This is a genomic window from Tumebacillus flagellatus (genome assembly GCF_000714935.1).
Classification (GTDB): Bacteria; Bacillota; Bacilli; order Tumebacillales; family Tumebacillaceae; genus Tumebacillus; species Tumebacillus flagellatus.
On the sequence record NZ_JMIR01000012.1, the window covers coordinates 23235 to 44468 of the forward strand.

General features: G+C 56.7%; 24 protein-coding genes. All 24 read right to left on the bottom strand.

Annotated features, from left to right (window positions below; genetic code table 11):
- Positions 1-9 precede the first annotated feature (9 nt).
- The 24 genes from murA to EL26_RS09670 all read right to left on the bottom strand — a co-directional run bounded on the left by murA (position 10) and on the right by EL26_RS09670 (position 21054).
- Complete coding sequence (murA, locus tag EL26_RS09555; protein WP_038087434.1) at positions 10-1296, bottom strand: UDP-N-acetylglucosamine 1-carboxyvinyltransferase; 1287 nt, start codon at positions 1294-1296, stop codon at positions 10-12.
- A 15-nt stretch (positions 1297-1311) separates the two neighbouring features.
- Positions 1312-2073: a YwmB family TATA-box binding protein gene (locus EL26_RS23655; RefSeq protein ID WP_052036200.1), complete on the bottom strand. Its 762-nt coding sequence runs from the start codon at positions 2071-2073 to the stop codon at positions 1312-1314.
- 83 nt (positions 2074-2156) lie between these two features.
- Positions 2157-2405 carry a DUF1146 domain-containing protein gene (locus tag EL26_RS09565; protein ID WP_052036201.1) on the bottom strand — a complete coding sequence of 83 codons (249 nt, stop codon included), beginning with the start codon at positions 2403-2405 and terminating at the stop codon, positions 2157-2159.
- A 156-nt stretch (positions 2406-2561) separates the two neighbouring features.
- Positions 2562-4094, bottom strand: a complete 1533-nt coding sequence (locus EL26_RS09570; protein ID WP_238546089.1) for an NADH-quinone oxidoreductase subunit N — start codon at positions 4092-4094, stop codon at positions 2562-2564.
- Positions 4095-4098: 4 nt separating this feature from the next.
- Positions 4099-5616, bottom strand: a complete 1518-nt coding sequence (locus EL26_RS09575; protein WP_238546090.1) for a complex I subunit 4 family protein — start codon at positions 5614-5616, stop codon at positions 4099-4101.
- Between the two features lies 1 nt (position 5617).
- Positions 5618-7522 (bottom strand): NADH-quinone oxidoreductase subunit L, encoded by a 1905-nt coding sequence (nuoL, locus tag EL26_RS09580; protein WP_038087436.1) that lies wholly within the window; start codon positions 7520-7522, stop codon positions 5618-5620.
- A 33-nt stretch (positions 7523-7555) separates the two neighbouring features.
- The gene (gene nuoK, locus EL26_RS09585) at positions 7556-7864 is read right to left on the bottom strand and encodes an NADH-quinone oxidoreductase subunit NuoK (RefSeq protein ID WP_038087439.1); all 309 of its coding nucleotides are present in this window, start codon (positions 7862-7864) and stop codon (positions 7556-7558) included.
- Positions 7864-8397, bottom strand: a complete 534-nt coding sequence (locus EL26_RS09590; protein WP_052036202.1) for an NADH-quinone oxidoreductase subunit J — start codon at positions 8395-8397, stop codon at positions 7864-7866. Before EL26_RS09590 ends, nuoK begins: the two co-directional genes overlap by 1 nt.
- Positions 8397-8837: a NuoI/complex I 23 kDa subunit family protein gene (locus EL26_RS09595; RefSeq protein WP_038087442.1), complete on the bottom strand. Its 441-nt coding sequence runs from the start codon at positions 8835-8837 to the stop codon at positions 8397-8399. Before EL26_RS09595 ends, EL26_RS09590 begins: the two co-directional genes overlap by 1 nt.
- A gap of 18 nt (positions 8838-8855) precedes the next feature.
- On the bottom strand, positions 8856-9860 hold the full coding sequence (nuoH, locus tag EL26_RS09600; RefSeq protein ID WP_038087444.1) for an NADH-quinone oxidoreductase subunit NuoH: 1005 nt from the start codon (positions 9858-9860) through the stop codon (positions 8856-8858).
- A gap of 1 nt (position 9861) precedes the next feature.
- On the bottom strand, positions 9862-10965 hold the full coding sequence (locus tag EL26_RS09605; protein WP_038087447.1) for an NADH-quinone oxidoreductase subunit D: 1104 nt from the start codon (positions 10963-10965) through the stop codon (positions 9862-9864).
- A 15-nt stretch (positions 10966-10980) separates the two neighbouring features.
- Positions 10981-11538 carry an NADH-quinone oxidoreductase subunit C gene (locus tag EL26_RS09610; protein WP_052036203.1) on the bottom strand — a complete coding sequence of 186 codons (558 nt, stop codon included), beginning with the start codon at positions 11536-11538 and terminating at the stop codon, positions 10981-10983.
- Positions 11539-12045 carry a NuoB/complex I 20 kDa subunit family protein gene (locus EL26_RS09615; RefSeq protein ID WP_038087746.1) on the bottom strand — a complete coding sequence of 169 codons (507 nt, stop codon included), beginning with the start codon at positions 12043-12045 and terminating at the stop codon, positions 11539-11541.
- A 29-nt stretch (positions 12046-12074) separates the two neighbouring features.
- Positions 12075-12443: an NADH-quinone oxidoreductase subunit A gene (locus tag EL26_RS09620; protein ID WP_038087452.1), complete on the bottom strand. Its 369-nt coding sequence runs from the start codon at positions 12441-12443 to the stop codon at positions 12075-12077.
- A 197-nt stretch (positions 12444-12640) separates the two neighbouring features.
- Positions 12641-13042, bottom strand: coding sequence for a F0F1 ATP synthase subunit epsilon (locus EL26_RS09625; RefSeq protein ID WP_038087454.1), 402 nt, complete (start codon positions 13040-13042; stop codon positions 12641-12643).
- A gap of 29 nt (positions 13043-13071) precedes the next feature.
- A complete protein-coding gene (gene atpD / locus EL26_RS09630) occupies positions 13072-14484 on the bottom strand; it encodes a F0F1 ATP synthase subunit beta (RefSeq protein ID WP_038087457.1) in 1413 nt (470 codons plus the stop codon).
- Between the two features lie 36 nt (positions 14485-14520).
- Complete coding sequence (gene atpG, locus EL26_RS09635) at positions 14521-15396, bottom strand: ATP synthase F1 subunit gamma (protein WP_038087459.1); 876 nt, start codon at positions 15394-15396, stop codon at positions 14521-14523.
- Between the two features lie 43 nt (positions 15397-15439).
- Positions 15440-16948 carry a F0F1 ATP synthase subunit alpha gene (gene atpA, locus EL26_RS09640; protein WP_173424616.1) on the bottom strand — a complete coding sequence of 503 codons (1509 nt, stop codon included), beginning with the start codon at positions 16946-16948 and terminating at the stop codon, positions 15440-15442.
- Positions 16949-16971: 23 nt separating this feature from the next.
- The gene (locus EL26_RS09645; protein ID WP_038087465.1) at positions 16972-17505 is read right to left on the bottom strand and encodes a F0F1 ATP synthase subunit delta; all 534 of its coding nucleotides are present in this window, start codon (positions 17503-17505) and stop codon (positions 16972-16974) included.
- On the bottom strand, positions 17502-17987 hold the full coding sequence (atpF, locus tag EL26_RS09650) for a F0F1 ATP synthase subunit B (protein ID WP_038087468.1): 486 nt from the start codon (positions 17985-17987) through the stop codon (positions 17502-17504). Before atpF ends, EL26_RS09645 begins: the two co-directional genes overlap by 4 nt.
- Before the next feature lie 93 nt (positions 17988-18080).
- Positions 18081-18293 (bottom strand): F0F1 ATP synthase subunit C, encoded by a 213-nt coding sequence (gene atpE, locus EL26_RS09655; RefSeq protein ID WP_038087470.1) that lies wholly within the window; start codon positions 18291-18293, stop codon positions 18081-18083.
- A gap of 94 nt (positions 18294-18387) precedes the next feature.
- On the bottom strand, positions 18388-19158 hold the full coding sequence (gene atpB, locus EL26_RS09660) for a F0F1 ATP synthase subunit A (RefSeq protein WP_038087472.1): 771 nt from the start codon (positions 19156-19158) through the stop codon (positions 18388-18390).
- Between the two features lie 31 nt (positions 19159-19189).
- Positions 19190-19570, bottom strand: a complete 381-nt coding sequence (locus EL26_RS09665) for a hypothetical protein (RefSeq protein WP_152559224.1) — start codon at positions 19568-19570, stop codon at positions 19190-19192.
- Positions 19571-19869: 299 nt separating this feature from the next.
- Entirely contained in the window at positions 19870-21054 is a 1185-nt protein-coding gene (locus EL26_RS09670; RefSeq protein WP_038087478.1) for an acetyl-CoA C-acetyltransferase, read from the bottom strand.
- Positions 21055-21234 lie beyond the last annotated feature (180 nt).

The window sequence follows — 21234 nt, forward strand, 5'->3', positions numbered from 1 at the left end:
TCTTGCTCTCTACTTCATCTGCAACTCTCTTACATCTTCCGTACGGCACAGCTGTGCGCCAAGCGCCCGGAAGCGCTCCACGACATCGACATAGCCGCGCTCGATGTGGTGAATCGCGTGAATCCGCGTCTCACCCTCGGCAACGAGCCCGGCGAGGATCATCGCGGCTCCGGCGCGCAGGTCGGTCGCGGTCACGTCCGCTCCTTGCAAGCGCGTCACACCCGTGATCACGGCGGTTCGTCCGTCGATGCGAACGTTTGCACCCATGCGCGTCAGTTCGGCAAAGTGTTGAAGGCGGTTCTCAAACACCGTCTCCGTCACATAGGAAGTCCCCGGCGTAATCGCAAGCATCGCCGACATCTGCGCTTGCATGTCGGTCGGGAACCCCGGATGCACCGCCGTGGTCACGTCAAGCGGACGCAGGCGACCCGATCGGACGATGCGCAGGGCGTTTTTTTCCTCGGTGATGACGGCACCGGCTTCGCGCAGCTTCTCCAGCACGGGACGCAAGTGTTGCGATTGCGCCCCTTCGACGAGCACGTCACCGCCGGTGATCGCACCCGCCACGAGGAACGTCCCCGCTTCGATGCGGTCCGGGATGATCGCATGCGTCGCGCCGTGCAGCGCGTCCACACCGTGGATCGTCAGCGTCGCCGTCCCGGCTCCGCGCACGTCCGCGCCCATCGCGTTCAAGAAGTTCGCGAGGTCGACGATTTCCGGTTCCTTGGCGGCGTTCTCAATCACCGTCTTGCCCTCGGCAAGAACGGCGGCCATCATCAAATTCTGCGTCGCCCCGACAGAGGCAAAGCGCAGGGGAATCCGCGCGCCTTGGAGTCTTCCGTTCTTGGCGCGGGCTTCGATGTATAGTTCGTGGATTTCAACTTCCGCTCCGAGGGCTTCAAACCCCTCGATGTGCAAATCGATCGGACGCGAGCCGATCGAGCACCCGCCGGGCATCCCGACGCGAGCCTTTCCAAATCGTGCCAACAAAGGGCCCATAACGAGAAAAGAAGCCCGCAGTTTGGAGACCAACTCTGTCGGTGCTTCTGTAGATTCAACATGTTGTGCATCGAGGCGCAGTTTCCCGTCCCCGAGGTCCTCCGATTCAAGTCCCAGCGCGTGCAAGATCCCGCGCAGGTGGTGGACGTCAGAAAGCGGCGGCACCTCTTCCAAGAGACTGGCACCCGATTCGGGCAACAGCGTGGCTGCCAAGATCGGCAGAACAGCATTCTTGGCACCGTATGCGCGCACGGTGCCCTCCAGGCGTTGTCCGCCCTGAACGACGATAAGTGCCAATGGTGACCCTCCAGCCTAATATTCGATCGTCACAATCGGGGAGCCGACCAGCACGCGCGTCTTGTCTAGATGCGCGTCGTAGTGGACGGCGACTTGCAGGTTCATCTTGTTCCCATTGGTGACTATGTAATCCTTGCCAAGAGGAGAATAGCCGGACAAACTGGTCACAAGTTCCGAGCGCACTCCTTCGATCTCCTTCGCCTTCACGCTTTGAAACACGGTCTGGATGAGAGAATTCGAGGAATCGTCACTCATTTTATCAGCCCGCAACCCTTTGATACAAGTGCTAATTTGTGGGATGGCATTCGCATCCGACACGGTTTCGCGCACCGCTTGGATCGCTTCTTTGAACCCGCCGAGGTCATCGGCGTCGCGCTCCACGCGCAGCACCAACACCGTCTGCGGAGCCTTGTCCTGGAACTTCATCGAGGTCAGCACGATTTGCGCCGCGCCGCCCGCCGCTGTCGTTCCGCGCAACGTGTATGCATTCTGATCGCCTGCGGAATCTTGCGACTCCTTGGCGTTCTGCATTGCGAATGTCTTGTTGAGCTTCTGCCCGAGGGTCTTCAGTTGGTCCGGCGTATGAAATTGTTTGTCCACCAACGACCAATTGTGCACGGTGTAGCCTTCCACATCCGCTTTGGTCGCCGCAAACGCCCGGGTGAGAAACTCGCCCGTATCCGCCGTTCCTGTCACCGTCTGCTGACGGGTCTGAATCACACTGTAGGTTCCGATCAACAAGCAGAGAATGATGCCAACGATGCCGATTTTCTTCATAGAGTATCTCTCCCAACGCCGTTTGAATGATACTACCCATTCTGGACGCGGGGGAGAGCAAATATACTCTAGTTGCTAGATTTCTAGAAGATATGTTTCAGCATCGAAGACAGGGAGATGTAGTCGCTGACAAACTTCATCAGAAAATAGCCGAGCGCAATCGAGATCAACAACCGCAGCACCGCAGCCGGACGGCCCTTGGGTTTTTTGAGAAAAACGTCCCAGCGCACCGCCTGCAAACTGTACCACGCAATCAGCACTCCAACCAACAACAACACCATGTTCAACCCGGCCATCCAGCCCACTTCTGCGGCCACTTGTTCCAAAGGCATGAGAGATTTCCTCCCTGACGTACGGGTTCATAGATACAATCTCGATTTTACCATAGATAGCGGGGCGGGGACATCGTACTTTGGTACTGGGATCAAAAAAGACCCAGATCCGTGTTGGACCTGGGTCTTTTTTTCGATATTGCGCGGGAAATAAAGTTATTGACCGAACCAGTGGAGACCGTTCAGCAGTTTCATCATCGCGTCCGGATAGACCCCGAGCACGATGGTTCCGATCAGGCCGATGGCGATGGTGACGCCGATCGATGCCGGAACTTGAATCTTCTCATGGGTTTCCACGGAGGAATCCTTGAGGAAGATCGCTTTGAGCACGCCGAAGTAGTAGTAGAACGCGATGGCCGACGTTGCGAACAACAGGCCGCCGAGCCAGTACATTTCGGTGTTGATCGTGCCGAGGAAGATGTAGAACTTCCCGACGAAACCGGCGGTCAGCGGCATCCCGGCCATCGACAGCGTGAAGACCGCCATCGAGACAGCGAGGAACGGAGACCGTCTCCAGAGGCCGCGGAACGCTTCCAGCGTTTCGTTGCCCGCTTGACGGGTCACGACGGTCAGCACGGCGAACGCGCCCATCGTCATGAACAGGTAAGCAACCAAGTAGAACACCGTTTGGCCGAGCGACAACCAGATGTTGTCGATCGAGCTGCCCTTGCCGAGCGTCGCCAGCGGGATCAGCAGGTAGCCGGCTTGCGCGACCGACGAGTACGCGAGCAGCCGCTTGATGTTCTTCTGCGTAAGAGCGGCGACGTTCCCGATGACCATCGTCAGAGCGGCGAGGATCACGAGGTAGATATAGATGTCGCCGAACACGCGGGAGAAGCCCCAGAGGAACACGCGCAAGATCAACGCGAAACCTGCCGCTTTGGAGACGACGGCGAGGAACGAGGTGACCGGGTTGCCCGCACCCTCGTAGGTGTCAGGCGCCCACTGATGGAACGGCACGAGCGCGACTTTCACGCCGAAGCCGACCAGCATGAGCAGGAAGCCGAGCACCAGAACCGGTTTGAACTGGTCCCAGAGTTGCAGCATTGTCGACGCGCCCATCGCCAAATTGGTTTGGCCGGTCACGCCGTAGAGGAACGACATCCCGTACAGCGCCATCGCCGAAGCGACGGAACCGATGACGAGGTACTTCATCGCGCCCTCGGTCGACTTCGCGTGGTTGCGGCGCATCGCCACCAGCACGTACGACGAGATTGAGAGCAATTCGAGGCCGACGAACAGCGTGATCAGATCAAGGGCCGAAGCCATGACCATCGCGCCGACGGTCGCAAAGAGCATGAGGTAGGTGTACTCTGCCACTTTGACTTCCAGGTTGTGCTTGAAAAAGTCGATCGACATCAAGAGCACCACGGCGGTGCCGGCCGTGAACAAGAGCTTGAACACGTTGCCGAAGTCGTCCAGGACGTAGAGCATGTTCGAGAGGTTGATCATGTCGCCGCCGGCCGCCGCGTTGTCCGCGACGATGCCGAAGTTGCGAATGGTCAAGACGAACGCCGCGATAAGGAACAGGATGCCCAATTGCGGCGAGAGGCGTCGAGAGCTTTCCTTGCTCATGAACAGATCGAGCACGAGAATCAGGAAGCCGCCGATCACCAAGATCATCTCCGGCGCCATGACGTGCCAGAGATCAGAAAAATGCAGTTGTGTGAGACCGTTCATCGCATTCATCGAACTATCCTCCTATCCTCGTGACGTATGAGGAAATCGTGTGGTTCACCAGGTCACCGAGGATCGACGGATAGACACCAATCAAGATGATCAACGCGACGAACACGACCATCGGCACGTACTCGATGGCGCGTGCGTCAGACAGGCCCTCTAACTGCGCCGTCGTCGGACCGTAGGTGGTGCGCTGCATCGCCCACAGCAGGTAGACAGCGGCGAAGATGATGCCGAGCGTACCCACCGCCGAGAGACCCGGGAACGCTGCAAAACCGCCCATAAACGCCAAGATCTCCGAGATGAACCCGCTCATGCCAGGCAAACCGAGCGAGCCGAGCGCGGCTGCCAGCAAGAAGCCTGCCAGAACCGGCATCGGCTTGGAGAGGCCGCCCAGCGCGTTGATGATCGTCGTGCCGGTGCGCTCCCGCACCGCGCCGATCAAGAAGAAGAGCAGACCGGAGAGCAGACCGGACGAGATGGTCATGAAGATCCCGCCTTGCAGACCTTCTTGGTTCATCGCCGCCACGCCGAGCAGCACGACGCCCATGTGCGAAATCGCCGAGAACGCCAGCAGTCGGCGCCAGTCTTTCTGCACCATCGCCACCAGTGCCGCGTAGACGATGTTGATGACCCCGATCACCGCAATCACGGTCGCGTAGTATTTCACAGCGTCCGGCAAGATGCCGACCCCGATGCGGAACAGCACGTACGCGCCGATCTTCATCAGCACGCCGCCGACGACCATCGAGATCGTGGACGGAGATTGTTCATGCGTGTCCGGCAACCAGGTGTGGAACGGGAAGAACGCTTCCTCGATCAAAATTGCGAGAAACAGCACGAGGAAGATGCCGTGCTTGAAGCCTGCCGTGATCGCATCAGCCGGCGCTTTCGCAAACGCCTGTGCGATCGACGTCATATCCATCGTGATCGTGCCGGTGACGACCGCCGCTTTAAACGCCAGCGCCACGAACGAGACGAGGATGCCCACGGAAGCGAGACCGCGGTAGATCAAGAACTTCGTTGCCACTTGCCCCTTGCGGTCGCCGCCCCAGATGCCGATCAAGAAGTACATCGGCACGAGCGTCATTTCGAGGAACAGGAAGAACAGGAACAGGTCTTGCGCCAAGAAGCAGCCGTACAGACCGGTCACCAAGATCAGGTACCAGATGAAAAACTCCTTCGCGCGTTGCATCGACTTCGTCGCCAGCACGCCGAGGAACGTTACCAGTGCCGTCAAGAGCAAGAACGGCATCGCCAGCCCGTCTACGCCAAGCGAGTAGCCGATGACGAGTTCCTTGTCTTGGAACGCGTGCGCGATGTGAATCCATTCCTTCGATTCGGAGAATTGCATGCCGGATTGTGCGCTGTCGAAGTTCCCGTAGAGGATGAACGCGAACAGCAACGGCAGAAACGTTGCGATCAAAGCGATGGCTTTGGGCTGTCCGTTCGCCGAGCGCGGGACGAAGCCCAGAATCAGAGCGCCGAGCAACGGGAGGAATACGATGAGCGTCAACAGATTCCCCATCATCTTACTTAACCCCCCCTACTGCGTACATCGCAAAGCCGATCAACAGCACTGCCCCGACCAGCGTGACCAACCCGTAGGTTTGCACTTGACCGTTTTGGGAGTACTTGAGGCCCAGCGAGCCGATGAGCGTTCCTTCACCAAACAGGTGAACGATGCCATCGACGATCCATTTGTCGATAAAGTTGAGGATGTGACCGATCCAGACGACCGGTTTGACGATCACGTAGTGATACAGTTCATCCACATAAAACTTGTTGAGCGAGAGTTGGTAGAGCGGACGCAACGCGCCGTTTGCCAAGTTCTCGGGCTTGATCGATTGTTTTTTGTACATGAGATACGCAAGGCCGATGCCGAGCAGCGCCACCAGCGTGGCGAGACCTGCCATGCCCCAGTTTGCTTCGTAGACGTTGCCGATCTCTTCGCCGCCTTTGAACAGGAAGTGTTCAAACGCGTTGTTCATCAGCGGAGAGTTGAGGAAACCGACGACGATCGCCATGATCGAGAGCAGCACGAGCGGAATCGCCATCACCGGGCCGGACTCGTGCGCGTGGTCGTACACGTCCTTCTCGCCGCGGAATTCGCCGGTGAAGGTCATGAAGAACACGCGGAAGATGTAGAACGCCGTGCAGAACGCCGCGATCAACGCGAGGGTGAACAGCACGTAGTGGCCGGAGTTGTACGCGCCAAGCAAGATCTCGTCCTTGGACCAGAACCCTGCAAACGGCGGAATCCCCGACAGCGCCAGCGCGCCGACCAAGAACGTCCAACCGGTCAACGGCAGCTTCTTCCACAGACCGCCCATCTTGCGCAGGTCTTGGTTGTGGTGAATGGCATGAATGACCGAACCGGATGCCAAGAAGAGCAAAGCTTTGAAGAACGCGTGCGTCATCAGGTGGAACGTGGAGGCGGTGTACGCCGAAACGCCCAGCGCCATCACCATGTACCCCAGCTGCGACACGGTCGAGTACGCGACCACGCGCTTGATGTCGTTTTGCGTGAGGCCGATCAGCGCGGCGAAGATCGCCGTGATGCCCCCGATGATGCCGATGACGGTCAACGTGTCCGGGGACGCTTCAAAGATCGGGAACGCGCGCGCGACGAGGTAAACGCCTGCCGCAACCATGGTCGCGGCGTGGATCAGTGCCGATACCGGAGTCGGACCTTCCATCGCGTCCGGCAACCAGGTGTGCAGCGGGAACTGCGCCGATTTGCCGATCGCGCCGATGAAGACCAAGATCCCGATCAACGTGATCAGGTGATCCGGTGTGATCCAATCGATCGCGAATTTCTTCGCTTGGAACGCTTCAAACACACCGGAGTACTCAAACGTGCCGGTGGCCACGTAGATCAACACGATCCCGATAAACAGGCCGACGTCCCCGATGCGGGTGACGATGAACGCTTTCTTTGCAGCGGCTGCCGCTTCCGGCTTGAAGTACCAGAAACCGACGAGCAAGAACGAGCAAAGACCGACCAATTCCCAGAACATGTAGACTTGCAACAGGTTCGGGGAGATGACGAGACCGAGCATGGAGAAGATAAACAGGTTCAAGTACTGATAGAAAACAGAGTAGCGTTCATCGCCGTGCATGTAGCCCTTCGAGAAGAGCAACACCAGCGTGGAGATGAACGTAACGACGGTCAACATCATCGCATTGAGAGGGGTTACTTCATAACCCATGCTCAGTGAATGTTGGCCGACGGTCAGCCAGTGGAACACGTACGGTGCTTGTGCGCCGTTCGCATTCACATCCGACAAAATCAACAGGGACACGATGAAGCCGGCAAGCGCTGCCAGCACGCTGATCCCTGTTACAATACCCTCTTGCGCTCTACGCCCCAGCACGAACAGAAGCAGGTACGCCACCAGCGGAAAGAGGGGGATAAGCCAGGCATTTTGTACCATACGATCACCTTTCTCCGGAGTTCTGCAGGATCATTACCACTTCATGAGATCCTGATCCCGCACATCGCTGGTGTTGCGGTTGCGGTACAGCGCGATCAAAATTGCCAGACCGACCGCGACTTCAGCCGCCGCAATCGTCATGACGAACAACGTGAAGATCTGACCGTTAATCGACGGGGTCAGTCCGAAACGCGCAAACGTCAACAGGTTGATATTCACCGCAGTGAGCATCAATTCCACGGAGACGAGGACGATGATGATGTTGCGCTTGGTCAAGGCGCCGAACAGACCGATGCAGAAGAGAATCGCGCCAAGGGTTAAAAACTGCTCGACACTCAGCATTAGTTTTTCTCCTCCTTGTTAGCGAGCGTGATCGCGCCGACCAGTGCCACGATCAGCACCACAGACACGAGCTCAAACGGAATCACGTACTGGCTGAACAGCGATTCGCCGATCATCTTGACGTTGTCTTGGCCTTGGAACGGCGAGTCGGCCGTCGCTTGCGGCCACTTGATGCCGGAGAACTTGACGACCCAGAGGACGATCAAGCCAAGACCGGCAGTGCCGAGCACCGACCAGACCGGATGCGCGGTGATCACGGCCGGACGCTCCAGTTCGTCATGCTTGGTGAGCATGATCGCGAAGAGCAGCATGATCGTGATCGCCCCGGCGTAGACCAGCACTTGTGCAAACGCCAGGAAGTCGGCTTCCAGCAAGATGTAGACGGCAGCCGCCCCGATGAACACGCCGCCGATGGAGATCGCCATGTAGATGACTTTTTTCATCGACAACAGCATCACGCCGCACGCGATCAAGAAGAGCGCGATGAGGAAGAAAGCAACCGTTTGACCGGTGATGACAAGTCCGGAAAACATTACTTCTCACCCCCGGCGTGTGTTCGGCCTTCCGATTCGATGATGCCGTCATGTTTGCGTGCGTTTTCATCCAGCCAGTAGATGTTTTTGTACAGGTCGACACGGCTGTACGTCGCCAGCTCGAAGCGGTCGGTCATCTGAATCGCTTCGGTCGGGCAGACTTCGGTGCAGAGGTCGCAGAGGATGCAGATTTCAAAGTTGATATCGTACGTGTCGATGTGCAACTTTTTGTCTTCGCGTTTGCTGCCGGAAAGCGAAATGCAAGAGGTTGGGCAGATGCGCGCGCACTGGTTGCAGACGATGCACTTTTCTGCGTAGAACTTGTGGACACCCCGGTAGCGCTCGCCCCAGTTCGGCATGACATCCGGGTATTGCAGGGTGACTTTCTTGTGTGCCAGTTGAGCAAACGTGATTTTCAACCCTTTGAGAAACCCAAACATGAAATTTCACCCCGTTTCTTAGTGGAGAAGGTACTTCAGAACAGCGGTCAGGACCAAGTTGACGATGGAGAGCGGGATCAGCACTTTCCAAGCAAAAGTGAGCAGCTGGTCGGTACGAATCCGCGGCATCGTCGCTTGCAGCCAGAAGAAGAAGAAGATAAAGCACGTAACTTTGATCCCGAACCAGATCCAACCCGGCAAGAACGGACCGGACCAACCGCCGAAGTACAGCGTAGCTCCGAGACCGGACATCGCGAACAGGTAGACATACTCCGCGAGGTAGAAGAAGGCGAAACGGAACCCAGAGTATTCAGTATTGTAGCCGGAAACCAACTCCGACTCCGCTTCCGGCAAGTCGAACGGCGTGCGGCTCAGTTCGGCGGTTGCCGAGATGATGAACACGCAGAAGCCGAGGAATTGCGGAACGATGTACCAAACGTACGGGAACGAGATTTGCGCTTCGACGATGTTCACGAGGTTCATCGAACCCGCCATCAGGACGACGCCGAGGATCGACATCGCCAGCGGCACTTCGTAAGAAATCATCTGTGCGGCCGAACGCATGCCGCCGATCAGCGAGTACTTGTTGTTGGAAGCCCAACCGCCGAGCACGACCCCGATGATCGTCATCGCCGAGAGCGCGATGTAGTACAGGACGCCGACGTTGGAGTACGCGGTGAACACGTGGTTCGCCGAGAACGGAATGACGGCCAACACCATGAACGACGGGAAAAACGCCAGTATCGGCGCGATCAAGAAGATGTTGCGGTCCGCTTTTTCCGGAACGACGTCTTCCTTGATCAACAGCTTCAAGACGTCGGCGATGGTCTGCAGGAGCCCCAGCGGGCCGACGCGGTTCGGACCGATCCGCCATTGCATCCAGCCGATCAGTTTGCGCTGGAAGTAGATCGAGTACGTGACCACCCCGAGGATGAACGCGAGGATCACGACAGCCCCGATGATCATGTTCAGGACGGCATGAGTATCGAGCGGTTTATCCACCCAAGAGAAGAAATCCGCCATGTTATGCGTCAACCTCCCCAAGCACGATATCGACCGCTCCGAGGATTGCGATCAGGTTCGCCATCGACTGCCCCTTCAACTGCTGCGGCAGCAACTGGAGGTTGATGAAGGACGGACGGCGGAACTTCAAGCGATACGGTTTGTCCTTGCCTTCGGAGACGATGTAGACGCCGAGTTCGCCGCGGGTGCCTTCGATGGCGGAGTAGTACTCGCCCGCCGGCACGCGGAGAATCTTCGGCACTTTGCCCATGACCGGGCCTTCCGGAATCTGTTCCAACGCTTGCTCGACGATCTTCAAGGACTCCATGATCTCGTTCATGTGGCACATGTAACGGTCGAAGCAGTCCCCGTTCTCGCCGACGATGACGTTGAAGTCAAAACGGTCGTAGATCGAATACGGTTTGTTTTTGCGCAGGTCCCAGTTGAACCCGGTCGAACGCAAGTTGATCCCGGACATCGCGTAGTTCAACGCCGTTTCCGCGTCGAACTTGCCGATGCCCTTGACGCGCTCCAAGAAGATTTCGTTGCCGGTGACGAGTTCGTGGAACATCCCCATCTGCGAGCGCATGTACGGAACGAATTTCTTGACATCGTCAAGCCAACCGTCCGGTGTGTCCCATTTGACGCCGCCGACGCGCATGTAGTTGTACGTCAAGCGCGCTCCGCAGAGGCGGTTGAAGAAGTCCACCACTTGCTCGCGGTCGGCAAACGCGTAGAGGAACGGGGTCATCGCCCCCAAGTCCAGCAGGTACGTGCCGAGGAAGACCAAGTGAGACATCACGCGGTTCAATTCCACGACGATGATGCGCAGGTACTCGGCGCGCTCCGGAACTTCCAGGTCCATCGCCCGCTCGACCGCGTTGACGATCGCGTGGTTGTTGACCATCGAGGACAGATAGTCCATGCGGTCGGTGTACGGAATGATCTGCGTGTATTGCAGGTCTTCCGCGAGTTTTTCGGTGCCGCGGTGGAGATAGCCGACAACAGGGTCCGCTTCTTTGATGATCTCTCCGTCCACCTTGACAACGACGCGCAACACCCCGTGGGTACTAGGGTGTTGAGGGCCGATGTTCATTAACATTTCTTCAGTGCGAATTTCTCCCATCGCGTTCCTTTCCCCCTAGTTCTCGACGACGTAGTCTTTGCGCAGCGGGTGTCCCACCCAGTGGTCTTCCAGCATGATTCGGCGCATGTCCGGGTGACCCGGGAAGTTGACTCCGAGCAAGTCGAAGATCTCGCGCTCTTCCCAGTTGAAACCGGCGAACAAAGGCGTGATCGACGGAATGCTGGCATTCTCACGCGGCGTGCGGGTCTTCAAGGACACGTCATAGTCCAGCGTGAAGGAATGCAACAGCACGTACACTTCGATGTAGTCCTTGTAGTCGGTACCCGCCATGAGCTCCGGGTAGACAAAGCCAAGCGTTGCTTCGGTTTTGAAAAACTCCACGACTTCGACCCAATGCTGGTTCTTGATCGTGATCGTCGGTTGGAACTGTTTGAGTTCCGCCGCTTCCAAAACGTCTTCGCCGAACTTGGCAACCACTTTGCCGCGCAGGAATTCCAAACGTTCGGTCGCCTGCTCGATGCGCGGGTCAACCGGCTCGGGAGCAGCTTCTGCTTCCGGAGCTTTTGTTGCTTCAGGAGCTTTCGTTTCAGGCGCTTTGGTTTCTTCGCTCATCTATCGCACCTTCTTCCCTTTCGCTTCCAGACGGATCTTCTCTTGCAGTTTGTTCAAGCCGTAGATCAGCGCCGGCGGAGACGGCGGGCAACCCGGGATGTAGACATCGACCGGGATGACTTGGTCCGCGCCTTTGACGACGGAGTACGCACGAACGTACGGACCGCCTGCCGTTGCGCAAGAGCCCATCGCCACAACCCATTTCGGTTCCGGCATCTGGTCGTAGAGACGCTTCAAGATCGGCGCCATCTTCTTAGTAATTGTGCCGGCGATGATGATGCAGTCCGCATGGCGCGGCGAGGCACGGAAGATGATACCGAAACGGTCAAGGTCGTAATGTGCCGCACCCGTGCCCATCATCTCAATCCCGCAGCAAGCGGTCGCAAACGTCAACGGCCACAGCGAGTTGGAACGCGCCCAGCCTTTGATCTGTTCGAGCGTACCGATCAAGACACCGGCTTTGGACAGTTCTTGCGACTCCTCTTGCGTGAAGCCTTCAAACTCCATATACGCCGGCTGTTGGTTTGCATTGTTGTTTACTTCCATTCCAACACCTTCTTTTTCCAGGCATAGATGAGGCCGATTGCCAACAGTCCAAGGAAGATCAACATCTCCACCAGACCGAACAGACCGAGGGAGTCGAATGTGACAGCCCACGGATAGAGGAACATGACTTCCACGTCGAACGCCACAAACATCAGAGCAAACAGGTAGTAACGCACGTTGTACCGTACGTGTGCTTCCCCAAATGGCTCCACACCGGATTCATATGTAGTCAATTTCTCCGGAGTCGGGTTCTTCGGCCGCAGGAGCGGACCGATTACCATAATGGCACCAATCGGAAGCAACAAGCCTAAGACCAGGAACAGGAAGATGAACAAATAACTGTTCCAATACGAGACCATTAGCAGCCCCTCCATCTTTTTGAAAAGTTACAGTTTTGCCCCCAATATTATAACAGACCATAGATAGCGTGTAAAACAGGGGTAGGAACTCAAATCCAACGAAACAAGGCGGTCTCCCTATAGGACTTTCCAAAACTCCCCTGATCTACACAAAAAATCCCGCACCGTTACGATGCGGGAATTTCGTTTTGCAGTTCTTAGCGTCTGGTCGCCAAGGAAATGCGGTTGACGGCGCGCTGCAACGCAAGTTCAGCACGGCGTTCATCAAGAGATTCGCCCTTGGAGCTCAGGCGTTTCTCCGCACGTTCCTTCGCGCGGTTTGCGCGTGCAACGTCAATCTCTTCCGGCATTTCGGCCGCTTCAGCAAGCACCGACACACCTTCCGGTTTCACTTCAAGGAAGCCGCCGGAAACTGCGAAGGTGATCTCTTGCCCGTCGTTCTTGAGGCGAAGGTGCGAAACCTTCAGCGTCGTGACGACCGGTACGTGGCCGGCCATAATCCCGAGATCGCCGTCAGCGCCGCGCGCGACGATCAAGTCTACCGCGTTCTCGTAGACTTTTCGTTCTGGCGTGACGATTTCGATCGGCATTTTTCTCATGTGATTAGCCTCCTAAGCGCGTTCAAGCGTTAGGCTTGAGCTTTCGCGTTTTCGAGGACGTCTTCGATACCGCCGCACATGTAGAATGCAACTTCCGGGATATCGTCGTGCTTGCCTTCAAGGATTTCCTTGAAGCCGCGAACGGTGTCCGCGATTTTGACATAACGGCCCGGACGGCCGGTGAACACTTCACCTACGAAGAACGGCTGGGACAGGAAGCGCTGGATCTTACGAGCGCGCGCTACGACCAGTTTGTCTTCGTCGGACAGTTCGTCCATGCCGAGGATCGCGATGATGTCTTGGAGTTCCTTGTAGCGTTGCAGGACGCCCTGAACGCCGCGCGCTACACGGTAGTGCTCTTCGCCGACAACGTCCGGAGACAGTGCGCGGGAAGTGGACGCGAGCGGGTCAACCGCCGGGAACAACGCCATTTCGGCGATTTTACGGTCCAAGTTGGTGGTTGCGTCCAAGTGAGCGAACGCGGTTGCCGGAGCCGGGTCGGTGTAGTCGTCGGCCGGAACGTAGATCGCTTGGATCGAGGTGATCGAACCCTTCTTGGTCGAGGTGATGCGCTCTTGCAGCTGACCCATTTCCGTTGCGAGGGTCGGCTGGTAACCTACTGCGGACGGCATACGGCCGAGCAGTGCGGATACCTCGGAACCTGCTTGGGTGAAGCGGAAGATGTTGTCGACAAACAGCAGAACGTCGCGCTCTTCAACGTCGCGGAAGTATTCCGCAATCGTCAGACCGGTCAGAGCAACGCGTGCGCGTGCGCCCGGCGGCTCGTTCATTTGGCCGAAGACCATCGCGGTCTTCTCGATAACGCCGGAGTCTTTCATCTCGTGGTAGAGGTCGTTCCCTTCACGGGTACGCTCGCCAACGCCTGCGAATACGGAGTAACCGCCGTGTTGCTTCGCGATGTTGTGGATGAGCTCCTGGATGGTAACGGTCTTGCCTACGCCTGCACCGCCGAAGAGACCGATTTTGCCGCCCTTGATGTACGGAGCGAGCAAGTCGATAACTTTGATGCCGGTTTCGAAGATCTCGACTTTGGTGGCGAGGTCAGCGAATTCCGGAGCGCTTGCATGGATCGGCATGCGCTTGGTTTCGCCGGTGACTTCGCCGGCTTCGTCGATGGTTTCACCGAGTACGTTGAAGATACGGCCGAGGGTGCCCGGACCTACAACTGCGGAAATCGGTGCGCCGGTGTCGACAACTTCCATGCCGCGGACGAGGCCGTCGGTGGAAGACATCGCGATGGTACGAGCTTGGTTATCACCGAGGTGGAGCGCGACTTCAACGGTGAGGTTGATATCCGCTTCGCCTTCGGATTGAGCTTTATAGGTAATGGTCAGTGCGTTGTTCAATTGCGGAAGTTGGCCTTCCGGGAATTGAACGTCGACGACCGGACCGAGTACCTGGACTACATGTCCTTTGTTCATCACGTTTCCCTCCATTCTTGCGTACTACAAGCTGATCTACTCCAGAGCGGCAGCCCCGCCGACGATTTCGGTGATCTGCGTGGTGATCGCCGCTTGTCGAGCGCGGTTGAGTTCGAGGGTGTACTTGTTGATCATCTCGCCTGCGTTGTCGGTCGCAGCGCCCATTGCGGTCATCTTCGCACCGAATTCAGACGCTTTGCCTTCGAGCAGGGCAGAGAAGATCAAGGTCTCCGCGAACTTCGGGAGCAGGTTATCGAGGACCGCCTCTTCAGACGGTTCGTAGTCGTACTTGGCCGTGAACTGACCCGGAGCCGGCTTCTTCACGTTCGCACCGATGTCTTCGAGCGGGAGAAGTTTGCGGGATTTCGGGATCTGAGTCAACGGGGAAATGAATTCGTTGTAGAGGAGGAAGACTTCGTCATACACACCCTCTTGGAAAAACTTGACGACTTGGGACGACAAGTCTTTGACGTCCGCATAAGTCGGCGAGTCGGACAACCCAGTCACTTCACCCACAAGCGGGTAATTGCGGCGCTTAAAGAAGTCGCGCGCCTTGCGCCCGATCGCGAAGATGGCATACGAGTTCTTGTCCTTGCCGCGCACTTCGTTGACGAGCGCACGGATGATCTGCGAGTTGTAACCGCCCGCAAGACCACGGTCAGAGGAGATGATCACGTAGCCGGTCTTCTTGACCGGACGTTTGACGAGCATCGGGTGGTTCGAAGAACCGGCCGCCGATGCGATGGAACCGATGACTTCTTCCAATTTTGCGGCGTACGGACGCGCTTGTTCAACGCGTTCTTGTGCACGACGCAGTTTCGCCGCCGCTACCATTTTCATCGCTTTGGTGATTTGCTGGGTGTTCTTCACGGACTTGATGCGGCGACGGATGTCGCGAGCATTCACTGCCATGTGAAAACACCACCTTCGGATGAAATGGAGTTGCTAGACGACGTTACGCCACAAAGGTCGCTTTGAACTTGCCAACCGCTTCCTTCAGGGACGCGACGATGTCGTCGGTCAGCGCTTTGCCTTCGACGATGCCCTTGAAGATTTGCGGGTAGTTCGTATCGATAAACGCGAGCCACTCGGACTCGAAGCGCAGGACGGACTCAACCGGGATCGCGTCGAGGTGGCCCTCTTTAACCGCCCACAGGGAGACGATTTGGCGCTCAACGGACATCGGTTGGTATTGACCTTGCTTCATGATCTCGACAGTGCGCGCACCGCGGTCAAGGCGGGCTTGGGTCGCTTTGTCGAGGTCGGAGCCGAACTGAGCGAACGCTTGCAGCTCGCGGTATTGTGCGAGGTCGGTTTTGATCGTACCTGCGACAGACTTCATCGCTTTGATCTGTGCCGAACCACCGACGCGGGATACGGAGAGACCTACGTTAACCGCCGGACGAACGCCGGAGTTGAACAGGTCGGACTCGAGGAAGATCTGTCCGTCGGTGATCGAGATTACGTTCGTCGGGATGTACGCGGAGATGTCGCCCGCTTGGGTCTCGATGAACGGAAGCGCGGTCAGAGAACCGCCGCCGAGTTTGTCGGACAGTTTCGCAGCGCGCTCCAGCAGACGGGAGTGCAGGTAGAAGACGTCGCCCGGGTATGCTTCGCGGCCCGGAGGACGACGCATGAGCAGGGACATTTCGCGGTATGCAGCCGCTTGCTTGGAGAGGTCGTCGTAGATGCAAAGGACGTGGCCGCCCTTGTACATGAAGTATTCACCCATCGATACACCTGCGTACGGAGCCAAGAAGAGCAGCGGAGCCGGGTCAGATGCCGATGCGGAAACGACGATGGTGTATTCCATCGCGCCGTGTTTGCGGAGGGTTTCCACAACTTGCGAAACGGTGGATTGCTTTTGACCGATTGCAACGTAGATACAGATCATGCCGTTGCCTTTTTGGTTGATGATCGTGTCGAGCGCGATCGCGGTCTTACCGGTTTGGCGGTCGCCGATGATCAATTCGCGTTGGCCACGGCCGATCGGAATCATCGAGTCGATCGACTTGATGCCGGTTTGGAGCGGTTCGTGAACGGATTTACGGTCGATAACGCCCGGAGCCGGAGACTCGATCGGACGGAATTCTTTGGTTTCGATCGGGCCGCGGCCGTCGATCGGTTGGCCGAGCGGGTTGACAACACGGCCTACGAGAGCTTCACCAACCGGCACTTGCGCGATGCGGCCGGTACGTTTTACGGTGTCGCCTTCCTTGATGCCGACGACAGTACCGAGGATAACTGCACCGACGTTGTTGGTTTCAAGGTTGAACGCCATACCGATGGCGCCGTTGGAGAACTCGAGGAGTTCGCCCGCCATGACTTTTTCAAGACCATGGATACGTGCGATCCCGTCACCAACTTGGATTACGGTCCCAACATCATATACTTGAACTTCAGATTGATAGTTTTCAATCTGTTGCTTGATCAGCGCACTGATTTCTTCAGGACGAATGCTCATGATCTCACCCCTCTGTTAGTGACTTAGTATTTCAGCGTTTGGCGGAAACGTTCGAGCTGAGCAGCGACGGTGTAGTCAAACACGGTGTCGCCTACGCGCACTTTCGCGCCGCCGATCAGAGCAGGATTGACAGTCGCCGTGACTTCGATCTGCTTGCCGTTTGCGCCGAGCGTGTTTTTCAAGGTCGAAATTTCCTCATCGGAAAGCGGAACCGCAGATTCCACTTTCACTTTCACTCGACCAAGAGCCTGGTCGACCAGGCGGGTGAACTCCTCGTTGATGCCTTGGAGGTCCTCCTGGCGGTTCTTGTCGAGCAACAATTGAAGGAAGTTCATCACGATCGCAGAGACGCGGCCGCTGAACAGTTCGTTCATTTGCTTTTTCTTCACTTCAGTGCTGATAGCCGGGTGGAGCAGCATCTGTTCCAGTTCCGGATGCGCTTTGAGAGCGTCGGAGACGGCCGCGAGTTCCGCTTGCACGGTCTCTGCGTTGCCTTGTTGCTGTGCGACATCAAACAGCGCTTCAGCATAACGCTTGGCTACTGTTGCGTTCTTCATACGCGAACACCCATTTCCTTAACAGCCTCTTCGAAAAGAGCCTTGTGGGAATCTGCGTTGAGTTCTTTCGCAATGATCTTGCCAGCCAGCAGAACGGACAGGTTGCCGACTTGCTCGCGAAGTTCCGCGATGGCAGCTTCCTTCTCGCGGTTGATGGTCGCAACCGCTTCTTCGCGGATGCGGCGAGCTTCTTCCTCCGCAGCAGCGAGGATGTCAGCCGCTTGCTTTTCGCCGGAGCGACGTGCGTTTTCAAGCATCTCGGCAGCGTCCTTCTTCGCGCTTTGCAGAGCTGCGCGGTTTTCTTCTGCGAGACGTTCTACTTCTTCACGGTTCTTTTCAGCCGTGGTGATTTGATTCTCGATGTATTGCGCGCGTTCTTTCATCATGCGCATCAGCGGACCGATGGCAACTTTGCGGAGCAACAGGAAGAGGATCAAGAAGGCCACGAGCTGGAATAACGCCGTGCCAAGTTCAAAATCCATGAAGGTTCACTCCTTTCGGGCTGGACAAAAGAGTGGCGCAGGCGGTACTCGTTCCGCCTCGCCGCCCAACAGAACGTCCGAGTGGTGGGATGATTACAGACGGCCGAACAGGATCAGACCGAACGCAACTGCGATGATCGGGAGTGCCTCGACGAGACCCAGACCGATAAACATTTGAGTTTGGAGCATACCGCGCATTTCCGGTTGACGAGCCATACCTTCGATGGTGCGACCAACTACGAGACCGTTACCGATACCTGCGCCAACTGCTGCGAGACCGAGCAAGAGACCTACTGCCATTTCCATGAGAGAGTACCTCCTTGATTTCCGTTAAGGTTGTTTTATTGGTTGAAAGGGTAAAACGTTTTCTTGCTTGTGTTGCGGACGGCTGCTTGACGGCTTAGTGATGCTCGTCGTGCGGCAGTTTTTGACCGATGTAAACAAGGGTCAGGACGGTGAAGACGAACGATTGGATCGTACCTACGAACAGCGAGTACGCAATCCACACGAGCAGCGGAATGCCGCCTGTCGGGAACCATCCGCCAGCCAGCGGGATCCCGATGATGATGCCCACCAAGACTTCACCCGCGAAGATGTTCCCGAAGAGACGAAGACCGAGCGTGAAGAACTTGGAGACTTCGTCAATGATGTGCAGAATCGCGAACGGCGGATACGGTTGAATGTAGTGCTTGAAATAGCTACCCGGATTCCGCAGACCAATGATGTGGGTGAACAGAACGATCGAGATCGACATTGCGAGTGCGACCGACATGTTCGCCGTCGGCGATGCGAAGAACGCAACAACACTGTGACCGCCATGCTCTTTCAACTGATCAGCCGTGACACCAAGCATCGGAGAACTTACATCGAAGTTGAGGTTCAAGATCAGACCCATTTGGTTGGAAACAAACAGATAGGTGATCAAGGTCAACGCGAGCGGCACATAGGTCAACGCGCGCTCTCCCCCGATGGTATCCTTCGCGAGGCCGGTGATGAAGTCCGTCAGCCACTCGAAGAGGTTTTGCACGCCACGAGGGTTTCGGATGCTCATGTTGGCCACTGCCAGACGACCGAGGATCAGCACGATCAGGATCGCGATCACCGTCATCGCAGCCGAGGTCAAGTTGAGCTTCCACATCCCTTCCCCAATGGTGGGAAAAAGGTGTTCCATTACTTATTTCACCCCTTCCGTACTTGATGGATTATGAAGTTTTTTTGTATAGGAAGCCCCCCAAGAGTACGATCTGGTAGGTGAACAACCCTATGATCAAACTCGGAAGACTTACATACCCAATTCGTTTTTCCACGATCCGCATGATCAAGATCGCAGCGATCACCATAACGATCCGAAACACCATGATCATGCTCGGACGTTTCTTGGATTGAAACAGCGCCACTTCCGCCACTTGTTCCGTCTGCCGCGCAACGCTGACAGCGAAATACAAACTAACTGCCGACCCAATCGTCAGGCCGGCACATACAGAAGCAAAGCGTGGCAACAGCGCCCAGAGTGCCGCGAAAATCACGGTAACGATCGTGGTGTTCTTGATTGTCCGCCTTGCTAAAAGATGAAATTCATTCACAATTCGTGGCTCCCATCTGTCCCATCTGCAGGCACCATCTTCCAGCATAACCAAACAGTGGATTTGATATGTATGTGAGTCCACATATCTCTGGCGGGGTTTCACACCGCGAAACCTGAGTTCCCGCGTATGAAACCCTAACCCAGAGAACATACTACTATATCCTCGACAGCATTGTCAACGAAACAACTAGGTACGACAAGGGCTCTTGCGAGATTTTAGGGATTTTTTCATAGAACCGACAAAAGTATGTGAAATCATACCTCTGTTTGCTGCCTTTTGCTTGGTTTTGCTCGTTTTTACCGCTCCACGACCAAAGCGACGCCTTGGCCGCCGCCGATGCAGAGGGTGGCGAGCCCGCGCTTGCTGCCCTGCTTTTGCATTTCGTGCAACAGGGAGACCAGCACGCGCGCGCCGGATGCGCCGATCGGGTGGCCGAGGGCGATCGCGCCGCCGTTGACGTTCAGTTTTTCATTCGGGATGTTGAGGTCTTTGCCAACCGCGAGCGACTGCGCCGCAAACGCTTCGTTCGCTTCGACCAGATCGATGTCGGCGATGGAGAGGTTCGCTTTCTCCAGCGCTTTTTTGGTTGCGTAGATCGGTCCGAGGCCCATGACGTTCGGGTCGAGGCCTGCCGAAGCGTACGAAGTGATCTTGGCGAGGATCGGCAGTCCGAGCTCTTCCGCTTTTTCACGGGACATGACCAAGATCGCCGCTGCGCCGTCGTTGATACCCGACGCGTTGCCCGCGGTGACGGTGCCGTCCTTCTTGAATGCCGGGCGCAGTTTGCCAAGCGTTGCCGCCGTGGTGCCCGCGCGCGGGAATTCGTCGCGCTCAAACACAACCGGGTCGCCCTTGCGCTGCGGGATCACAACCGGTACGATCTCGTCCTTGAAGCGGTCGGAAGCGAGCGCTTGCTCGGCTTTTTGCTGCGACCAAGCCGCAAATTCGTCTTGCTCTTCACGGGTCAGGCCGTAGCGCTCTGCCACGTTCTCCGCCGTGATGCCCATGTGGGTGTCGTCAAACGCGCACCAGAGGCCGTCGCGGATCATGCTGTCGACCACTTTGCCGTCGCCCATACGGTATCCGTTTCGAGCTCCTTCCAATAAATAAGGAGCTTGAGACATGTTCTCCATGCCCCCGGCGAGAATCACGTCCGCGTCGCCCGCTTTGATCGCTTGCGCCGCCAGCATGACCGACTTGAGGCCGGAACCGCAGACTTTGTTGATCGTCATGGAAGCGATCGTGTTCGGAAGCCCCGCTTTGATCGCCGCTTGGCGAGCCGGGTTCTGGCCGAGACCCGCTTGCAAGACGTTGCCGAGGATGACTTCCTCAACAAGATCCGCGGAAACACCTGCACGAGAAAGCGCTTCCTTCAACACGATGCCGCCGAGCTCCGGAGCCGAAACCCCAGCCAGTGCCCCTTGGAAATTCCCAATCGCCGTACGAACGGCGCTGACGATGACAACTTCACGATTGCTCATAAACCATTCTCCTCTCAAATCAAACGTTCGGTTGAGTAATACCCAACATGTACTATTCGTGTCCGGGAACCAATTCCCTGCTCATGAAAGCGATTACATCGGAAACATTCTCTTTTCAAGAAGTCTTTTGGGATGGTAAGATACGATCATACAAATCAGAATGCTACCGAAATACACACT